The sequence below is a fragment of the Staphylococcus sp. EG-SA-14 genome (assembly GCF_017151935.1).
Classification (GTDB): Bacteria; Bacillota; Bacilli; order Staphylococcales; family Staphylococcaceae; genus Staphylococcus; species Staphylococcus aureus.
This window is the reverse complement of record NZ_JACVZM010000023.1, coordinates 1-20,284: the sequence shown is the minus strand read 5'-3', so window position 1 is coordinate 20,284 and position 20,284 is coordinate 1. Positions and strand designations below refer to the sequence as shown.

General features: G+C 34.5%; 15 protein-coding genes, 2 tRNA genes, 1 riboswitch and 1 other annotated feature. Of the genes, 1 reads left to right on the top strand and 16 read right to left on the bottom strand.

From position 1 onward, the window contains the following. Positions 1-284: 284 nt before the first annotated feature. The 16 genes from IDG63_RS12035 to hutH form a co-directional block, all read right to left on the bottom strand. Positions 285-1,073: a two-component system regulatory protein YycI gene (locus IDG63_RS12035; protein WP_001104166.1), complete on the bottom strand. Its 789-nt coding sequence runs from the start codon at positions 1,071-1,073 to the stop codon at positions 285-287. Further along, positions 1,074-2,408, bottom strand: coding sequence for a two-component system activity regulator YycH (gene yycH, locus IDG63_RS12030; protein ID WP_001060140.1), 1,335 nt, complete (start codon positions 2,406-2,408; stop codon positions 1,074-1,076). Then, positions 2,401-4,227: a cell wall metabolism sensor histidine kinase WalK gene (gene walK / locus IDG63_RS12025; RefSeq protein ID WP_000871607.1), complete on the bottom strand. Its 1,827-nt coding sequence runs from the start codon at positions 4,225-4,227 to the stop codon at positions 2,401-2,403. The genes yycH and walK overlap by 8 nt, the downstream gene beginning before the upstream one ends. A 12-nt stretch (positions 4,228-4,239) precedes the next feature. Beyond that, entirely contained in the window at positions 4,240-4,941 is a 702-nt protein-coding gene (gene yycF, locus IDG63_RS12020) for a response regulator YycF (protein WP_000101976.1), read from the bottom strand. A gap of 612 nt (positions 4,942-5,553) precedes the next feature. Continuing rightward, a tRNA-Asp gene (locus IDG63_RS12015) sits at positions 5,554-5,626 on the bottom strand. Positions 5,627-5,633: 7 nt separating this feature from the next. Next, positions 5,634-5,708, bottom strand: a tRNA-Glu gene (locus tag IDG63_RS12010). 428 nt (positions 5,709-6,136) lie between these two features. After that, positions 6,137-7,420 carry an adenylosuccinate synthase gene (locus IDG63_RS12005; protein ID WP_000095328.1) on the bottom strand — a complete coding sequence of 428 codons (1,284 nt, stop codon included), beginning with the start codon at positions 7,418-7,420 and terminating at the stop codon, positions 6,137-6,139. Between the two features lie 277 nt (positions 7,421-7,697). After that, a complete protein-coding gene (dnaB, locus tag IDG63_RS12000) occupies positions 7,698-9,098 on the bottom strand; it encodes a replicative DNA helicase (RefSeq protein WP_000375644.1) in 1,401 nt (466 codons plus the stop codon). A 31-nt stretch (positions 9,099-9,129) separates the two neighbouring features. Further along, entirely contained in the window at positions 9,130-9,576 is a 447-nt protein-coding gene (gene rplI, locus IDG63_RS11995; protein ID WP_000864305.1) for a 50S ribosomal protein L9, read from the bottom strand. After that, on the bottom strand, positions 9,573-11,540 hold the full coding sequence (gene gdpP, locus IDG63_RS11990; RefSeq protein WP_001081634.1) for a cyclic-di-AMP phosphodiesterase GdpP: 1,968 nt from the start codon (positions 11,538-11,540) through the stop codon (positions 9,573-9,575). Before gdpP ends, rplI begins: the two co-directional genes overlap by 4 nt. Before the next feature lie 14 nt (positions 11,541-11,554). Then, positions 11,555-12,493, bottom strand: a complete 939-nt coding sequence (locus tag IDG63_RS11985; protein ID WP_001791710.1) for a YybS family protein — start codon at positions 12,491-12,493, stop codon at positions 11,555-11,557. A 294-nt stretch (positions 12,494-12,787) separates the two neighbouring features. Then, a complete protein-coding gene (metX, locus tag IDG63_RS11980) occupies positions 12,788-13,756 on the bottom strand; it encodes a homoserine O-acetyltransferase MetX (protein ID WP_000186492.1) in 969 nt (322 codons plus the stop codon). 59 nt (positions 13,757-13,815) lie between these two features. After that, positions 13,816-13,914, bottom strand: a riboswitch (SAM riboswitch). 203 nt (positions 13,915-14,117) lie between these two features. Next, entirely contained in the window at positions 14,118-14,447 is a 330-nt protein-coding gene (locus tag IDG63_RS11975; protein WP_000628050.1) for an AzlD domain-containing protein, read from the bottom strand. Next, a complete protein-coding gene (locus IDG63_RS11970; RefSeq protein ID WP_000207112.1) occupies positions 14,444-15,139 on the bottom strand; it encodes an AzlC family ABC transporter permease in 696 nt (231 codons plus the stop codon). Before IDG63_RS11970 ends, IDG63_RS11975 begins: the two co-directional genes overlap by 4 nt. A 650-nt stretch (positions 15,140-15,789) precedes the next feature. Continuing rightward, complete coding sequence (gene serS, locus IDG63_RS11965; protein ID WP_000884334.1) at positions 15,790-17,076, bottom strand: serine--tRNA ligase; 1,287 nt, start codon at positions 17,074-17,076, stop codon at positions 15,790-15,792. Between the two features lie 89 nt (positions 17,077-17,165). Further along, positions 17,166-17,375 (bottom strand) — a binding site (T-box leader). Between the two features lie 79 nt (positions 17,376-17,454). Continuing rightward, positions 17,455-18,969 carry a histidine ammonia-lyase gene (hutH, locus tag IDG63_RS11960; RefSeq protein ID WP_000177462.1) on the bottom strand — a complete coding sequence of 505 codons (1,515 nt, stop codon included), beginning with the start codon at positions 18,967-18,969 and terminating at the stop codon, positions 17,455-17,457. Positions 18,970-19,294: 325 nt separating this feature from the next. Between hutH and IDG63_RS11955 the strand changes: the two genes are divergently transcribed. Next, positions 19,295-20,107, top strand: coding sequence for an NAD(P)H-hydrate dehydratase (locus IDG63_RS11955; protein WP_000449218.1), 813 nt, complete (start codon positions 19,295-19,297; stop codon positions 20,105-20,107). Positions 20,108-20,284: the final 177 nt, after the last annotated feature.

Genomic DNA, 20,284 nt, shown 5'->3' with positions numbered 1-20,284 from the left:
CTATTATGTAACTTTAGTTCATCGACCGGTTTCTTATATTTAAATTTTGATAATCACGTGCAATGAATTTCTTAATTATTATAACAATGATTAGACAAATACTAAAGTTTTTAAAATAGCAGTTACGTTAATTTTAAAATGCGGTTCTACTTAAAATATGAATAAATGCGCACATTAGAGACGCAGAAATGTCGCCTGTCAGCCATAATAAACCGTACCAGCAAAAAGCTAGCACTGCTTCTCACATATGATGAGCTTGCAATGCTAGCTTATTACGATTCATATTAATGATTAATAATTTTAGGGTTATTATTTGTCGCTTCGACATAGTAAGTATTCGTTTTGTCCTTACCGTCATGCTTCACTTTAATTTCCCAGTTTGGTTGTAACAATTGAACATTCGTTTCATTCACGACTGAATAGTAACCAAGTCTAGCATTAATGACTTCATCACCTTTTTTCAAGTAACGATTATAATATAATGCCTCGATTGCTTTTCTCACACTAATAACTTGATGCTTCTTATCTGCACCATCAGTGGGCTTAATGTCATCCATCATTGATTGTTTATAACTAGCCGCTTTGTTATCTTCTATATTAAAGTTCAACATCGCTTTACTATTGTTCAAAATCGGGAAATTATCATACGTTTGTTCGTATTTTACAGAACCCGAACTAATTTCACTTAATTGATATTCTGAACCTTTGAACACACGTTTGTTAACATAATCTTTCAAATCTTTTAAGTTATTGTCACTGACCTTTACCGATTGACTAATGTTCGCATTCAATAATTTTCCACCATCTGATGTGGTCAAATCCGAATCGCCCTTAGCTTTAGAACTAAAGTCTTTTGATCGCCCTGTAATTTGCTCTAATTTTATACCTTTAACTGATTTATTCAATATACTAGCCGGTACTTTAATTTCTTCTTGCTGAAAATTAACTTCATTGTTACTCTCGACTTCATTAATGTGTGAGCGATTGACTTTATTAACATAAATCGATACTAACACGATGTTGACAAGAATAAACACGAAAATGAAAAGTGTCTTTGTCAGTTTCCAGTTCATTTATTCAAGCCTCCCATCGTTATAAACATACCATTCGCCATCATATTCTACATACCAACGCGGTACGAGTTCACTGTTAATCTGCACTTCAATGTGATTATGATCTGAGTTATCCTGCATTTCGTAACCGATAGCGATGTTTGTTACTTTTTCAAAATTAATATCACTATTGTTCGCTAAGCTTGAACGTACAGACTCTAATTTCGGCAACGTTTTATTATCCTCACTATTTAACACAACGTCGGTGCGCAATAACGAACGACGATAATCAAAGACGCCTTTTTCACCCCAAGTGACTTGAATTTGATTAGATCCTTCTTTATTAAACGTTGGATAACCGTTAAGGAAACGTTGATATGTTAACTCGCCTGACTGATTATTCGTACTAAACAATCTGAAGTCTTCGTTTAAGAAACCACCATGACCATTAATAAAATCAAAGGTTCCTGGAATCGTTTCTTCCATTTTGCTGGAACTTGCTTCATCTTCGGACAGGTTTTTATAATGATATTTTTCATTTTTATCGTTATAGTTTGCGACACCTGTATTATTGTTGTAGGTTGTAACACCACTCTTTGAACTACGAACGATGGTTGAATCGTCAAATAGTATAGCATTCATTTTCTCAACACTAATCGTGTTAAATACCATGCGATATGTTTTTAACTTTTCAGGTTTACTTGGTGCAAAAACATGCGTCGTACGATCAATCGTATCTTTGTTTGTGATGATATCTGTGTATGGTTGCATATCTTTTTTCACTGCTGCTAATGCATCTAAAAAATGATCATTTTTCGTTGTAGTTGTTAATTTTACGTAATCGTGGCGATCTTTGCTTATAGCATAAAGCACGATATTATCATCAGCATCATGATCTATGACCAAACGATTGAAATTGAAATGATTTGGTACTTTCGCATTCATGTTCAGTACTTGACCAAGATATGTTGATAACGGTAAATCATACGTAAAATCGAATAATGTAAAATCACTGCTCAAATCAGGAATCATCAAGTTATGATCACGACGAACATGTTCCACGGACTTCACTTCTTTATTTTTTAAAGGTTTCGTCAGCTTATTCACATTAGAAACCGTCGCGATCGTACCTTCTGGATGATCATTTTTCGAATGAATAATCTGAAATGGCGTAATAGTTGTATCCATTTTGGCTGTCATAGGTGTCGTTAAAGGTTTCGTTTCACTCTTCTTACTATCTGTATTGTCGACATTTGCAATATCAGGAGAAAAGTTCCATACCATATATGTCAATACGACACTCATCAAGACAAGTAGCGCTAAAATGACAGATTTAATATGCTCCTTATTATTCATCCCAATCACCGTCTTCAATGACTTCACATGGAAGTGTGATAAAGATAGATGTACCTTGACCTTCTACACTGTTTGCCCAAATACGACCATTGTGCGCTTCCACAATCTCTTTCGAAATGGCTAGTCCTAATCCAGTACCACCCATTTTACGCGTACGCGCCTTATCTACACGATAGAATCGGTCGAATATCTTATCGACTTTATTGATAGGAATACCGATGCCATTATCTTTAATACGAATCGTCATTCGATTATAAAGTGGATTTTGTTTCACGTGGAACTCGACACGTTTATCGCCTCTAGAATATTTCATCGCATTTGTAATGACATTATCAAATACTTGCGTCATTTTATCAGGATCAAATTCTGTGAAAATCGTCTTTTTCGGAATATCTCGAATAAATGTTGTATCTTTCGCAGACATTTCATGTCGATTAATAATTTTATTAATGAACATGTTAAAGTCGATAATTTCTTTGTTGATTTGATCAGACTCATTATCCATTTTAGATAACTGTAGCAAGTCATTGACCAGTCGAATCATTCGTTCTGTTTCTTCACGGGTAACAGATAAAAATTGTGGCGCAAGTTCCTCATCTTTCCATGCACCTTCTTCAAGTGCTTCAATGTAACTATTCATAGAAGTTAAAGGTGTACGTAACTCATGTGATACATTGGCAACAAATTCACGACGTTCACGTTCAACTTGTTGTTGTTCAGTAACGTCATGTAACACAGCGATATAACCAGTTACAAATCCTGTTTCCTGCACAATCGTACTAAAGTTAACACGTGCGATTAGACCTTCTTCTTCATTTAAATCTAATAAGAAACTATCATTATTCTCTTGAATTTCTTCAAGTTTAAATTCATCTTCAAGACTTAATACACTTAACATGTAATATCCAATGATGTCTTCTTTCGCCATACCAAGCATCTTAAGTGCCATATCATTGACGATACGAATACGTCCACGGCGGTCTGTTGCAATAATACCATCACTCATATGGGTGATAACTGAGTCCAGTCTACGTTTCTCACTTTCAGTATTAGCCTGCGCTTCTTGTACACGTTTAGACAAGTTATTAAATGCTAAAGCTAATTCGCCAATTTCATCATTACCATAAATCTTCACACGTTGCGTATAGTTACCTCTGGACATTTCAACCGTCTGGTTACGCATATCGGTGATTGGTTTGGTAATCGTTCGCGCTATAAAGAATCCTAGGATGACTGTGATTAATAATGAAATAGCTGTACCAACAATGAATATTTGATTTATATTATTTAATTGGTTATAAACGTCATTAATTTTTGATTCGATATAAATATTACCAATTACCTTTTTATCGACTTTAACTGGGATATTATATACCCAGACACGGTCCTTACCACCGCCATAATCTTTTAAAATTAAATGATCGTTTGATTGTCCTAGTGATAGTGCTTTTTGGACAGAACTATCATTCGCTTTTTGATTGATTAGACTCCGGTTAGACTGCTTCGTCGTCGCAATAATAATTTGGTCTTTATCTATAAAACGAATTTCTCCAATTTCTTGACGGTTGGCATACTCACTTAATAAATTTTGAATATCTTTTTGTGCATTTACGGAGCCCTTTTCGTCATATACTTTTTCAATACTAATTTCTAATTGTTTCGCGTACTGCGTAATATTCTTCTTAAAATTATCAAGCAGCTCTTTTTCAAGGTTATTTGTAAAATACAGCCCGATAATTTGCATACCAATGATAATCAGTAATACATAAACAATTACAAGTTTAGTATGAAGGGATTGTAGTTGTTTTAGCCACTTCATTCGTTTCGACCTCTACTCATGTTGTTGGAGGAAATATCCAACGCCTCTACGCGTCACAATATATTCAGGGTGTGACGGATCATCTTCAATCTTTTCACGTAAACGACGAATCGTTACATCGACCGTACGTACATCGCCAAAGTAATCATAGCCCCATACTGTTTGTAATAAATGTTCACGTGTCATTACTTGTCCCATATGTTTTGATAAATAATGGAACAATTCAAATTCACGATGTGTTAATTCAATATCTTCGCCACGTTTTTTAATAGAATATGCGTCTGGATAAATCACAATATCTTTAATTGTGATTTCATTCGTTACATTTCCAGTGTCTTGTGCTGGTTGTGAGTAATGACGACGTAAGTTCGCTTTCACACGTGCGATTAATTCACGCGTACTAAACGGTTTCGTTACATAGTCATCTGCACCTAGTTCTAAACCAAGCACTTTATCAATTTCTGAATCTTTAGCAGTAAGCATTATAATTGGCATTTCGTATTTTTTGCGCACTTCACGACATACTTCCATACCATCACGACCAGGTAACATGATATCTAATAATACGATGTCTGGTTCTTCTTCATAAATTAAGTCGACTGCATCATTACCATCGTATGCACAGTACACATCGTATCCTTCTTTTTTTAAGTTAAATTCTAAAATATCAGCAATCGGTTTTTCATCATCAACTACAACAACTTTTCTAGCCATTTGCATAAACCTCTTTTCTTAAATCATTAATATTATTTTATCATTTTTTGTTCTTTATCGTTTATGTTTGTGTAAAAAATCACAGGATGTCGCTTACTATTTTTGTTATTGTGCGCATTTTCCGTCTTATAACGTATAGTAACCTATTATATAATTTACCATTTATAAGCTATTAATTCTATTTTCCAATATAAACTTATATATTAATATTTTTTATTAGTTTCTCACGGCGGATTGTGACAATGATATTTAACACAATGATGAGGTCTCTATTCCAATAATAAAATTAGGGTAATGGCAACTTCTAGTTGCACGTCATTGCTCAGAAAATAAATATCATTATTCGTTACTTTAACAATTGATGTTATGGAGGATTGGTGGCATATCACAACGAAGAAATATGTTGACAGTAGCATATGTTTGTACGTCTAATAAAGATTTTATTGTCTACGTTTATCTTTCATATCCAACCACTAAGTTACTTGAGGTTCATACATTATAAAGAAAATGGACGAACAGATAAATCAATATGATTATCATTCGTCCATATATCTTTTATTAATATAATATTAAACGCAAAAAAATGCCTATCCTCTTGGATAGGCATTTGTACGGTCTCGACGGGAATCGAACCCGCGATCTCCTGCGTGACAGGCAGGCGTGTTAACCGCTACACTACGAGACCTAAAAAATGGTGACTCCTACGGGACTCGAACCCGTGTTACCGCCGTGAAAGGGCGGTGTCTTAACCGCTTGACCAAGGAGCCGTTCTTAAGCACAAGATAGATTATAGCACAGCCAATCTTGCCATGACAAGATATTTTTTACATAATTTTGCTATTATTTTTTGAAGAATGTTATAAGTGAAAAATTGCATTTTATTGGCAGTCTATTTATTATAATAATTACGCTATTTTTGAAATTTTTCTATTTTAGGTACTTTCATTTACACTTACGTCTACTCTATTTTAATAGCTATTTTCGACATCAGACTTATTACATTCAAGTATTTCTTCTTAATTTCGTTAAATATCATCTAATCTTTTAAATTATGACTAGCAAATATCACCTTTACGTTAGTAATTTTTATCTAAATAATCGAATCGATACAGAAGCAAACAAAGCAAAAGCCTCCTACCAATAAAGATAGAAGGCTCATGTATTTATAATCATTGCGTATGACTTATATAAAGTTCTACCACAATTCTTTTAATAGGTTTGTTTGTTCTCTATCTGGACCAACTGAGAAGATAGAAATTTGTACATTACATAATTCTGAAATACGCTCTAAATATTTACGTGCATTTTCAGGTAATTCTTCTAAAGTACGCACACTTGTTACGTCTTCTGTCCAACCTGGTAACTCTTCAAAGATTGGTTTACAACGTTTTAATTGATCTAAGTTTGCTGGGTACTCAGTAATTTCTTTACCGTCTAATTCATAAGCTGTACAGATTTTCACTGTGTCTAGGCCTGTTAAAACATCGATTGAGTTAATAGATAAATCTGTAATACCACTTACACGACGAGAGTGACGTAATACAACTGAATCAAACCAACCTACACGACGTGGACGTCCTGTTGTTGTACCGTATTCACGACCAACCTCTCTAATATGATGTCCATCTTCATCGAATAATTCAGTAGGGAATGGACCATCACCAACACGTGATGTATAAGCTTTACATACACCAATTACCTTTGAAACGAATGTAGGACCTACACCTGTACCAACAGTAACGTTACCTGCAATTGGATTACTTGATGTAACGAATGGGTATGTACCATGGTCGATATCTAACATTACACCTTGCGCACCTTCGAAAAGTACCTTTTCATCTGCTACAAATGCATCGTCTAAGATTTTTGATGTGTCTGTTACAAATTCTTTTAAACGTTGACCTGCAGCATAGTATTCTTCAAAGATATCATCAAATGATGGACATGTTTCGTTAAACATACCTTTGAAATATGCTTGTTTATATTCAATGTTTGATTTTAATAATCTTTCGAATGTTTCTTTTTCAAGTAAATCTGCCATACGAATACCGATACGTTGAACTTTGTCTACATATGCTGGACCGATACCTTTTTTAGTTGTACCAATCTTATTGTCACCGCGTAAACGTTCTTCATATTCATCTTGTGCTAAGTGATATGGTAAAATCACTTGTGCACGATTAGATATACGTAAATTACTTGTAGGAATGCCACGTTCATTTAATCCGTCTAATTCTTTCAATAGTGCAACTGGATCAACAACGACACCGTTACCGATTACCGCTAATTTGTCTTTGTAAAAGATACCAGATGGTACTAAATGTAATTTATATGTTTCTCCGCCAAATTGAATGGTATGGCCTGCATTATTACCACCTGAAAAACGCGCGATAACATCTGACTGTTCTGCCAAGAAATCCGTTATTTTTCCTTTTCCTTCGTCTCCCCATTGTGTCCCAACTACTACGATTGATGACATGTGAGCACCTCCAAGTTTTTCTCATTTAACCATTTGATATTCTACCAATATCGAGACCATAATGCAAATAAAAATCGAACATTGATTTTCGACCTTTTTAAAAGAAAAATCATTTTAACAAATCGTCTTCAACGTCCTAAAAACCCTTTAACAGAGGCGTTGACAGTACTAATTTATCACTTTCAATACACAAACTTAACATATATCAACCCGTTCAGAATAAAATAAAAACCGTACAATTTTATCATCATAATGATTATTGTACGGAAAAACTTTTTTACATCATATCTGCATGTGCATAATCGATATCGGTAAATTTATTATATTGTTTCATAAAGTGTAACTTAACTGTGCCTGTTGGACCGTTACGTTGCTTAGCAATGATAATTTCAATTTCACCGTTTTCATCATTCGTTTGTGGCTCGAAACCACCATCATCGTCATCATCTTCATCGCCACCACGGTTATAGTAATCATCACGGTATAAGAACGCAACGATATCAGCATCTTGCTCAATCGAACCAGATTCACGAATATCACTCATCATTGGACGTTTATCTTGTCGTTGTTCAACACCACGAGATAACTGACTTAATGCGATAACTGGACATTCTAATTCACGGGCTAATGCTTTTAATGTACGAGAGATTTCAGAAACTTCCTGTTGTCTGTTATCGGACGCACGTGAACCACTACCTTGAATCAACTGTAAGTAGTCAATCACAATCATGTCTAAGCCATGTTCTTGCTTTAATCGACGACATTTAGAACGTAAATCATTAATTCGAATACCCGGTGTATCATCAATAAAAATCTTCGTACGTGATAATTTACCTACCGCTATAGTAAAACGACTCCAATCTTCCTCAGTCATAGTACCCGTTCTTAAGCGGTTTGAGTCAACATTACCAGAACTACAAATCATACGTGTGGCTAACTGATCAGCACCCATCTCTAGTGAGAAAATACCAACTGTATACATATCTTCATGCGTTGCAACTTTTTGTGCAATATTAAGTGCGAACGCAGTCTTACCTACAGATGGACGCGCTGCAAGGATAATTAAATCATTTCGGTTGAACCCTGCTGTCATTTGGTCTAAATCTCGATACCCTGTAGGTATACCTGGTGTTTGACCACTATTTTGATCAAGCTCTTCAGCTGTTTCATACACTTGTCCTAAGACGTCTCGAATGTCTTTAAAGCCATCGCTTTCACGAGAAGATGACAGCTCTAAAATTCGACGTTCTGCATCACTTAAAATCGCATCTAGTTCAAGTTCATCATTATATCCATCATTGGCAATACTATCTGCAGTTTGAATCAATCTACGTTTTAATGCATGCTTAGAAACGATATCAGTATAATACTGAACATTTCGCGTCGTTGGTACATTTGTAGATAACTCTGCAAGATATTGCGGGCCACCCGCTTCATTCAACGTACCTTCACTTGATAACTGATCCATCAATGTTACAACATCAATTTCTTTATTATCTTCATTTAAGTGCATCATTGCACGGAAAATATGTTGATGGGCACCCCTATAAAACGACTCAGGAAGCAAAACTTCCTGAGTAGTATTAATCAATTCTGGATCTATAATAATTGAACCTAAGACAGACTGTTCAGCTTCATTGTTATGTGGCATTTGATTTTGCTCATACATTCTATCCATGAATGGTTACACCTCTTATTTCAATCCAACTTTATTGTTCAACTGTGTGTACGCGAATTGTACCTTCAACTTCTTTATCTAATTTAACAGGTACATTCGTATATCCTAGGGAATGAATTCCATTTGGTAAATCCATTTTACGTTTATCAATTTTAATATCATGTTGTGCTTTTAGTGCTTCGGCAATTTGTTTTGTACTTACTGATCCAAACAATTTACCACCTTCACCAGTTTTTGCTGATACTTCAACTTCAATGTTTGATAACGTTTCTTTTAATGCTTTAGCATCTTCAATTTCTTGTTGGCGTTCTTGTTTTGCACGTTTTTTCTGTAACTCTAATTGTTTAAGGTTACCTGGTGTTGCTTCTACAGCATAATTCTTTTTCAATAAGAAGTTATTTGCATAACCTACTGGTACTTCTTTAACTTCACCTTTTTTACCTTTACCTTTAACATCTTGTGTAAAAATTACTTTCATGCATCTTCACTCCTACTTAATTGTTCTGTAATTGCTTGTTGTAATTGTGCTATCGCCTCTTCGACTGTCACACCTTTAAGTTGTGTTGCCGCATTGGTTAAATGTCCACCGCCACCAAGTGCTTCCATTGTTAACTGGACATTTACTGAACCGAGTGAACGCGCAGATATACCAATCAGATTATCTTCACGTCTAGCAACAACATATGATGCTTCAATACCTTCTAAACTTAACAGTTCATCTGCTGCTTGTGCAACTGTTACTGGATGATAAATTTTATCGTCTGAACCATGCGCAATGGCTATGCCATTATCTTCAACTTTTACAGTTCGAATTAATTCAGATCGATTAATGTAAGTATCCACATCATCTTTTAAGAAATGTTGCGTTAAAATCGTATCTGCACCATGTGCACGTAAATAACTCGCTGCATCGAATGTTCTTGATCCTGTTCGTAATGTAAAGTTTCTTGTATCTACAATAATACCTGCATACATCACTGTTGATTCAAGACGTGTTAAACGTTGTTCTGTTGGTTGATATTCCAGTAACTCTGTTACCAATTCAGCTGTCGAACTTGCGTATGGTTCCATATATATCAACAATGGATTAGAGATGAAGCTTTCACCACGTCTATGATGATCGATAACAACTTTACGGTTTGCTTTATTTAAGACATTTTCATCTAAAACCAGTTCCGGTTTATGCGTATCAACAATCACTACGGTTGTCTTAGATGTCATCATATCCCAAGCATCATCTGATGTAATAAATCGCTCTCTTAGCTCTGGCTTTTTATCTATTTCGTTCATCACGCGTCGTAATGTTGGATCAATGTCAGTCTCATTTAATACGATGTATGCTTCTAAATTATTCATCATTGCAAATCTAGACACACCGATTGCTGCACCAATTGCATCTAAGTCAGGACGTTTATGTCCCATGATAATGACTTTGTCACCCTCTGCAAGGATATCTTTTAACGCATGTGAGATCACACGTGCTCTTACACGAGTACGTTTCTCCATCGGGTCAGTCTTACCGCCATAGAAGCGCACATTACCATTAATACTTTTAATTGCAACTTGGTCGCCACCGCGTCCTAATGCTAAGTCTAGGCCTGATTGTGATAATTCACCTAAGTCGATTAAATTTTCAGTGCCTTCACCAACACCGATACTTAATGTTAATTGGGCACGATAACCAACACTTTTTTCACGTAATTGACTCAAGATATCAAATTTAGATTCTTCTAAGTCAGCTAATATTTTTTGATTTAAATAGGCTACGAATTGATCAGAACTATACCTTTTAAAGAATATATTATACTCAGTTGCCCATCGACTAATAACACGCGTTACCATTGAATTGATTTCCGAACGCTGCGTATCATTCATATTTTGAGTAATCTCATCGTAGTTATCTAAAAATAATGTCGCAATGATTGGTTTAGAATTTTCATATAGTTCATTTGTTTGTACTTGTTCAGTTATATCAAAGAAATAGAGGCAGTGATCATTCTCAGAATAACGTACTTGGAAATGATACTGATTATATTCTATTTCAACGGATTTCACTCTATCTAATTGCTTTAAAATGTTTGGAAATACTTCATTTACAGATTCAGAAATGACATTTGCTTCCATATGATCTGTCATAAATTGGTTAACCCATTCGATGTGATCATTTTCATCTAAAACAATGATACCAATTGGTAAATGTTTGATTGCTTTATTATTTGTTGTTGAAATTTGAGCACTCAAACCATCTACATAACTATCCATTTTCATTAAAGCTTGTCTGAATAAAATGATGCTAACAATAATCATCACGACAAGAACGATAGATGCAATTAGTGCTATAAGACTATTAAAGATAAACCATACACCCATTAAAACAATTGCTGTGATGATCATGATGACAAATGGTATTAGTAAAGCTTTCTTAGTGGACTGCCGATTCATTATTCCACCTCTATTCACTTTTTAGAATTATTTTTCATGATTCGCTTCAAATTCAAACTTAAATCGATAACACCAAGTAGTCCTACAATATGTGTCGTAGGTGTCAGTATTGTACCGATAACCAATAGTAAAATCGTTACTGCATTCGGCAAACCTTTCGCTTTACCAAAGAAATGAATAACACTTAAACCTTGAATATACATTACTAATGATAACACAAGTTGGAAGTTTAAAAGAATGCTCTGGAACACACTCGGTTGACCTGTAAATAATAAACATATGATAACAATAATGTATATCCATAATAAAATACCGCTCATTTGCCACGCGAAAAGTGGCTTAAATACAGGTGTAGCGATTTTAAATTTTCGTAAAATCGGAAATGTAACGATTAAGTTAATTAAGACGATTAAAAATGTAATGATAATGATGAAACCTGGTAATTGAACGGTCGCTTGTCTAAACCCTTCTTCTAATATTTGGGTCATATTCGCATCGGCACCGCTCATCGTAATCGCTTCATGTAATGTTTGCTTGAAAGGTTTTACTATGCTCGCTGATGGTGGAATCCTTCCGAATGTTTGTAGTAACATAAAAGCGATTAATGAAATTAAGCTCATCGCTACTGTTGTTACGTATAATATTCTTTCTTTAGACGTTCTTTCTTTGAGCAATTGACCAATAATTAAACTTGCAATTAAGACTAATATGATGGCACTTAAAACGAAAGTATTACCTAAAACAGTTGTTATAATTACTGTAATAAGTGCACTAATCCCGAAAGATTGTATTGATTTATTCCATAAAACGATACCTGGTATGGTTGCAAATAATGCAAATATTAGTCCTAAACCAGGCACTAGATATAAAGCTAAAGCGACAAATACCAACGCAATCGTTGCAATTATTGTTGCTTTAGGTTGTATTTTTGAAAACACATAAGCCACTCCCATATTTTTAACTATAGCTATTATTTTAACCTCTTTAATGGAATTTAACAATTTATAGATTGTATGCTTCTATTTCATTTAATTGAATAATAACTTTCATGTTTTATAAGTAATTAACATACTCATTTGAATCGCTTTTGTGTGCTTTCATTTTCAACATGATTATTTAATCCCACTACATAGCAATCAAGCTTGATTTAGATTTACAATTCATTTCCACTCTCATGTACTCTAGATGTCTTTGAATATGATAACTGTGATTTAGTGGCTTCATTTTTTGAAAATATATACATATTATTACTTACGCTTAAAATGCTTTAAATTTAAGAAATGATATAAGTTAGGTGCCCAGGTACTAAAGTTTAGTAGGAATCCATCATGCCCAACATTATCAGGCACGAAGAAATGACGATGATATTTAAAACGTTCACCTAATGCACGAACTTGATCATCCGGATATAGCAAATCATCTATGAACCCCATCGTTAACACTTTTGTTTCTAAATTTTTAAAAACATGCGTTACGTCTGTGCGACCTCGGTCAATGTTGTGACTATCCAATACATCTAGCAGTGTCAGATAACAATTCAAATCAAAATGTTCTTTAAATTTATTACCTTGATGTTGTTGGTATGCGACTACTTCATCCGGCGTGAAACGTTCATCATAACTTTTTGATGATCGATATGTCAAAAAACCTAATTGGCGTGCAATACTTAGACCTTCCTTACCACCAAGATGAATGGCTTGCCTTGCAATTTCATTGAAAGCTCTACTATAAGATGATGTTCGACTTGTTGCAGCAAGGATAATGGCTTTATCTACTTCAAACTGTTGATTGTAAAGTAGTTCCATTGCTTGCATACCTCCAAGACTTCCCCCTATTAAAATATTAATCTTATCATAACCAAGGGCTTGTATACCTCGTTCATTCGCTCTGACTATATCTCTTAATGTTAATTTTTTAGGAAAATGAGGGTCGTTTAAAGGTGAACTTGAACCGAAAGGACTACCAATAACATCAAATGTTAAAAATTGATAATCGTGAATGGGTATATATCCCCCATCAATAATTTCTCGCCACCAACCCGGATAATCATCTGTTCCATATGTTAAATGATTGCCAGTTAATGCATGACAAACTACAACTAATGGTTGTCCATGATAACCGACATGCTCATATCTCAAACGCAAGTTATCTATGACTTCCCCAGATTCTGTAATAAATTTCCCTAAATTTAAAGTATCTACTGTGTAATTTGTCATTGTTCTTTCCTCCTTAAACAAAAAAACTTCTCACCCTATTGAAAAGTAAGAAGTCTTTATACTTATCATTCGAGTAACTCGTTGGTTTTAGCACCGTGCTATAAAGTCGGTTGCTGAAGTATCACAGGGCCAAGTCCCTCAACTTCTCACAATAAGAAATATGAAATTGTTATGTGTTAGTTGAGATTCAGTGATGAATTACTTTATCATTTAAAATGTTGTTATCATTGTCATGCGTTAGCCAAATCGCTTACGTATACACGATTCCCAATCTTAACATAGACGATTTGTATATCAGAATTTTCTGATTACTAACAGTTTACCTAAGTTTAAATATCTGTTCAATGATTTTCAGTTATTTTTAAAAGAAAAATCGTAATGCTGCCATGATAACAATCCCACTAATAATTGTAATAGTTAAACTACGCGTGATTATAGATAAAATAACCGTCGGAATGAGCGCGATAATGTAAGGGATGTTTAATGTATACCCCTCACCATGAGGCGTCTGTTGAATAATGCTGTCTATGACAAGTGCCGTAAATAGTGTGATTGGGATAAATGATAGCCATCGAACCACGACATCAGGCAATTGCACTTTTGAAATCATGATAAAAGGTATAATTCGAATTAATAGCGTTACGATACCACACAATAAAATAAGTATTAACATGTTCATATGAGTTATCATCGTTCCATCATCACTCCTAACGCTGCTGAAATTGTGGCTGCAATTAATATTGATAGATATGAAGGCATAAACATACTTAGCGATAACATCATTACTATGACGGCAATAATGAGTACTATGTAAATTCTTAATCGCGATTTAGTAATTGATTCAAATTGCGCAATGGCCAAAAAGATAAACATAGCCGTGATAGCAAAATCTAACCCTAGCGTTTGCGGATTTGAGATATATTCGCCAAATAAAGCCCCAGCTACACATGAAATTGCCCAAAATAAATATGCTGTAATGTTAAGACCATGCATCCAACGATCATTGATAGCTTCTCCTTTTAAATAAGGTGTAATGGCGACGCCAAACGTTTCGTCAGTTACTAATGAACCTAATCCAACACGGTTCCAAAACCCATATGTCTTGAAGTTTGGTGCAAGCGACATACTTAAAAGGAACATTCTTGAATTTACGATAAATACAGTTAGTACAATCGCTGATATCGGTGTACCTGCTATAAACAACGCGCACATAATAAATTGCGCAGCACCGGCATATATAACAAGACATAACAAGACAATTTCTAAAATACTAAAGTTTTGAGACGAAGCCACAATACCAAATGAAATACCAACACCGGCATAACCCAATAATGTTGGGACACACTCTCGCACGCCTTGTCTAAAACTTAAATGTGTTGTCATCTCAACTACCTCCTTTGCCACTTTATATTTATATAATTACGAAAAAAATAATATACCTAGTCTAATACAGTTCTATATCACAAGCAATAACATTAGACACCGGTTTGTCTGAAGTTAGACATACCGGAGTCTTTAATCAGCTTCATATTAACTTTTTATTTTTTAGAATTTTCAATTTTTTATTTAAGACTACCTCCATATTTTCTATGGATTGTAGTTGTTTTTAAATACTAATTTTATAAATTTTTATATCTAATGATGAGTCTGGGATATTGATTCATGTTCCACTCCCTTATAATCATCATCCCCTCCCCCTACCCTACTCCATCGATATTACTCATACTACATCAACGAAATCAGTATTTTATCGCTTAATTTCCTATAATAGTGATGCTCAAAATTGTTACGTTTTAGATTGTTTTAGTTCATCATAATTATCCCGTATTGTTGCTATAATGAAATGCGTTCACCCCATTAAACCACAAACTTAATTTATTGTTGTTATGTGCATTGGCTCACTATTATACTTTTACAGCACAAAAAAAGTGGCGACAGCTTCGTCACCACTTTTTAAAATATTATTTAAAGTATCTTGCCCTTGCTTTAAGTATACGTAGATATATACTTTTTAAAGCTTGTAGCTAAAGCCTTTATTTAACTGGTTTTGAAATTTGTGTTTTACCACCCATAAATGGTACTAATGCTTCTGGAATTGTTACTGTTCCATCTTCATTTTGGTAATTTTCAACAATAGCAGCAAATGTACGTCCAACTGCTAAACCACTACCATTTAATGTATGTGCTAATTCTGGTTTAGCTGCTTTGTCACGCTTGAAGCGGATGTTAGCACGACGCGCTTGGAAATCCGTACAGTTTGAGCATGAACTAATTTCTTTATAATCATTGTAGCTTGGTAACCAAACTTCTAAATCATATGTTTTGCTTGCACTAAATCCAATATCACCTGTACATAAAATAACACGACGGTATGGTAAACCTAACTCTTCTAGAATTGCTTCTGCGTTTGTTGTCATTTCTTCTAAAGCATTCCATGAATCTTCAGGTTGTTCAAAACGTACCATTTCCACTTTATCGAATTGATGTAAACGAATTAATCCTCTTGTATCTCTACCTGCTGATCCTGCTTCACTACGGAAACATGCAGATTGACCAGTGAATTTTTCAGGAAGTACACCTGGTTGAATAATTTCATTACGGTAGAAATTCGTTAATGGTACTTCAGCAGTTGGAATTGTATATAATCCTTCTTTTTCTACTTTAAATAAATCTTCTTCAAATTTAGGTAATTGACCTGTACCATACATTGTATCTGCGTTCACAAGCTGTGGTACCATCATTTCTGTATAACCATGTTGTGTTGTATGTTTTGTAATCATATAGTTCATTAAAGCACGCTCTAATTGCGCACCTTCATTTGTTAAATATACAAAACGCGCACCTGAAACTTTTGCTGCACGATCAAAATCAGCCATTTTCAATTCTTCTACAATATCCCAATGTGCTTTTGGTTCAAATGAAAACTCACGTGGTGTACCCCACTTTTTAACTTCAACGTTATCTTCATCAGATTCACCTTGAGGTACATCATCACTTATTAAATTTGGAATACGACAAAGGATACCTGTCATTTTATTATCAATTTCATTTAATTGACTATCTTTTTCTTTAATATCGTCACCTAATGTGCGCATTTCAGCAATCACATCATCAGCATTTTCTTTATTACGTTTTTTTAATGCGATTTCTTCGCTTACTTTATTACGACGTGCTTTCATTTCTTCTGTTGCACTAATTAATTTACGTCGTTGCTCATCCAATTCTAAAATTTCATCTACAACTTTTGGATCATCTCCACGTAATTCAATTTTGCTCTTAACTGTGTCAGGCTCATTTCTGAATAATCTAATGTCTAACATTAACCTTCATCCTTTCCCAAATAATTATCATTTATTATGGAATGACGTACGTCTTTATTTTTTAGAAAATAAAAAAAGACCACATCCCTACAAGGGACGTGGTCTACGCGTTGCCACCCTATTTAACAATTTAAGTTATAAAGATACACTAAACCTAAATTGCACTTCACTAAAATAACGGTTATCACCGATTGTTCTTTTAAATTAAGTAGGTAGATTCATATATATGTTGATTCTTGTTCACACTAACCACAAGCTCTCTGATATCGAACACTATATATTACTTGTCCTACGAACAATGTCTTATTAAGTTAATTTTAATATAGCAAACTATATTTGCTTTTTCAAGTAACGATTTCAAACATCACTCATGTCGATTTAGTGACATGCAGTCGTTTGATAAATTGATTGCTTTAAATACTGTGCAACCGCTTCAATATCTTTATGAAATTGACGGTCATGTGTAATGGATGGCACGATACTTCGAAACTCCTCATATTTACGACGTGTTTTTGGTGATAAACCTTCAACACCTTTTAACTCTGCTGCTTGTAATGCAATAACACATTCGATTGCCAGCACACGTCTTGCATTTTCAATAATTTGATAACCATGTCTAGCAGCTGTAGTTCCCATAGATACGTGATCTTCTTGGTTCGCAGATGAAGTGATAGAATCAACACTCGCTGGATGCGCTAAAGTTTTATTTTCAGAAACGAGACTTGCAGCAGCATATTGCATAATCATCGCGCCACTTTGCAATCCTGGCTCTGGACTAAGAAATGCTGGTAAATCACCATTTAATTGAGGATTTACTAGTCGCTCTAGACGACGTTCCGATACGTTTGCTAATTCACTTACACCTAATTTAAGATGATCTAATGCAAAAGCAATAGGTTGTCCATGGAAGTTACCACCTGAAATAACAAACGTTTCATTTGCTTCCTCAAATATAAGTGGATTATCATTAGCCGCATTCATTTCAAATTCTAATTGCTGTTTAACATAATTGAATACTTGAAAACTCGCGCCATGGATTTGTGGTATACAACGCAACGTATATGCATCTTGTACACGTATTTCTGCTTGTCGCGTCGTTAATGTTGATCCTTCTAACCAATCACGCATACGCGCTGCCACATTAATCTGTTCTTGAAAATTACGAACTGCGTGCACATCATGTCGATATGCATCTATAATGCCATTAAGAGACTGATGCGTTAATGCAGCAATCCATTCAGATTGGTAACCTAAATCTTCTGCTTCTATATAACTAATGACACCTTGAGCTGTCATAGCTTGCGTACCATTAATCAATGCTAAACCTTCTTTAGCCTGAAGGTTCAAAGGTTGTCTATTTAATTCTCTTAATACATCGTCACTATCCTTTTCTTCCCCTCTGTACAATACTTTCCCTTCACCAATTAATGCTAATGCTAAGTGTGATAATGGCGCTAAATCTCCTGATGCACCGAGAGAGCCTTGCTGTGGGATTATCGGTATAATACGTTCATTTATAAAAAATTGTAATTGTCTCACTAATTCTAAAGTGGCACCTGAATGACCTTTTAATAATGTATTCAATCGTAAAATCATCATGACTAATGCTACTTCTTTTGAGAATGGCTCACCTAGCCCACAGGCATGTGAGCGTATCAGATTCACTTGTAATTCATTATATTGCGTCGGGTCTATACGTACATCACTAAATAACCCAAAACCTGTAGTAATACCGTAAACCGTTTCCTCATTTTCAATAATACGTTCAACTACCGCTCTACTTTTTTTGACACGTTCTAACGCATCATCAATAATTTCAATCTTTGATTGTTGTTGTAAAAATGATTTAATATCCTCAATTGTTAGTGTTTCACCATCTAAATATAAAGTCATATATGTTACCCCCTTGTTTATATTAAGTAACCCATCCTTCTTGAAGTATACGTTTTCATTTTTATTGAAACAATGGTTTTACGTACATTTATAACCTATTATCAGAGCACTATTGTAGTGCGTTAAAGGATATTAAGATTGTTGTAAGCATATTTACTAATTTATCTATTGACGAATTGCATATACAGGTATAGTATTTTCTATTGTATTTAACGACAAATAATAATGAATTCAGAAATTTATAATACATTTTGTTAAAAGTTACTATATATTTTTAAAATTGAATAAATTCGGAAAAGGCTTTTACATGGGAGGTTATATCACTATGGAAACGTTAAATTCTATTAACATTCCTAAGCGTAAAGAAGATTCACATAAAGGTGATTATGGCAAAATTTTATTAATTGGTGGATCTGCTAACTTAGGTGGTGCCATTATGTTAGCGGCTCGTGCATGTGTATTTAGCGGTAGTGGTTTAATCACTGTAGCTACACATCCAACAAATCATTCAGCATTACATTCTCGTTGCCCAGAAGCGATGGTTATTGATATTAATGATACGAAAATGTTGACGAAAATGATTGAAATGACTGACAGTATACTAATTGGTCCAGGTCTTGGCGTTGATTTCAAAGGAAATAATGCCATTACATTCCTACTACAAAATATACAACCGCATCAAAATTTAATCGTAGACGGCGATGCGATTACAATCTTTAGTAAACTGAAACCGCAATTACCTACATGTCGTGTGATCTTTACACCACACCTCAAAGAATGGGAACGATTAAGTGGTATTCCTATTGAGGAACAGACATATGAGCGTAATCGTGAAGCAGTTGATCGTTTAGGCGCAACTGTTGTACTTAAAAAACATGGTACTGAAATTTTCTTTAAAGATGAAGACTTTAAATTGACAATCGGTAGCCCAGCAATGGCGACTGGTGGTATGGGCGATACACTTGCTGGTATGATTACAAGTTTTGTTGGTCAATTTGATAACTTAAAAGAAGCGGTTATGAGTGCCACATATACACATAGTTTTATTGGCGAAAATCTTGCAAAAGATATGTATGTGGTGCCACCATCAAGACTTATCAATGAAATACCTTACGCAATGAAACAATTAGAAAGTTAGTCATTACTAATCATTGAATATAGTAAAGCATTACTTTCTAGCACAAAAATAAGGGCTTGGGACATTAAGTTCTTAGGCAATGTAAAAAAGCTGATTTCTATTAATTATTTGATAGAAATCAGCTTTTTTGATATGTATTTTATAATGTACAGCTCGTTGAGCTGCTATTTTCCTTAT

Bases quoted from the DNA above. Each gene is read 5' to 3' on its own strand.
- metX (WP_000186492.1), bottom strand. From the start codon at position 13,756: ATGACAAATTACACAGTAGATACTTTAAATTTAGGGAAATTTATTACA.
- IDG63_RS12035 (WP_001104166.1), bottom strand. From the start codon at position 1,073: ATGAACTGGAAACTGACAAAGACACTTTTCATTTTCGTGTTTATTCTT.
- hutH (WP_000177462.1), bottom strand. From the start codon at position 18,969: ATGACTTTATATTTAGATGGTGAAACACTAACAATTGAGGATATTAAA.
- IDG63_RS11985 (WP_001791710.1), bottom strand. From the start codon at position 12,493: ATGGGAGTGGCTTATGTGTTTTCAAAAATACAACCTAAAGCAACAATA.
- gdpP (WP_001081634.1), bottom strand. From the start codon at position 11,540: ATGAATCGGCAGTCCACTAAGAAAGCTTTACTAATACCATTTGTCATC.
- IDG63_RS12005 (WP_000095328.1), bottom strand. From the start codon at position 7,420: ATGTCATCAATCGTAGTAGTTGGGACACAATGGGGAGACGAAGGAAAA.
- dnaB (WP_000375644.1), bottom strand. From the start codon at position 9,098: ATGGATAGAATGTATGAGCAAAATCAAATGCCACATAACAATGAAGCT.
- IDG63_RS11955 (WP_000449218.1), top strand. From the start codon at position 19,295: ATGGAAACGTTAAATTCTATTAACATTCCTAAGCGTAAAGAAGATTCA.
- walK (WP_000871607.1), bottom strand. From the start codon at position 4,227: ATGAAGTGGCTAAAACAACTACAATCCCTTCATACTAAACTTGTAATT.
- yycF (WP_000101976.1), bottom strand. From the start codon at position 4,941: ATGGCTAGAAAAGTTGTTGTAGTTGATGATGAAAAACCGATTGCTGAT.
- serS (WP_000884334.1), bottom strand. From the start codon at position 17,076: ATGTTAGACATTAGATTATTCAGAAATGAGCCTGACACAGTTAAGAGC.
- IDG63_RS11975 (WP_000628050.1), bottom strand. From the start codon at position 14,447: ATGATAACTCATATGAACATGTTAATACTTATTTTATTGTGTGGTATC.
- IDG63_RS11970 (WP_000207112.1), bottom strand. From the start codon at position 15,139: ATGACAACACATTTAAGTTTTAGACAAGGCGTGCGAGAGTGTGTCCCA.
- yycH (WP_001060140.1), bottom strand. From the start codon at position 2,408: ATGAATAATAAGGAGCATATTAAATCTGTCATTTTAGCGCTACTTGTC.
- rplI (WP_000864305.1), bottom strand. From the start codon at position 9,576: ATGAAAGTAATTTTTACACAAGATGTTAAAGGTAAAGGTAAAAAAGGT.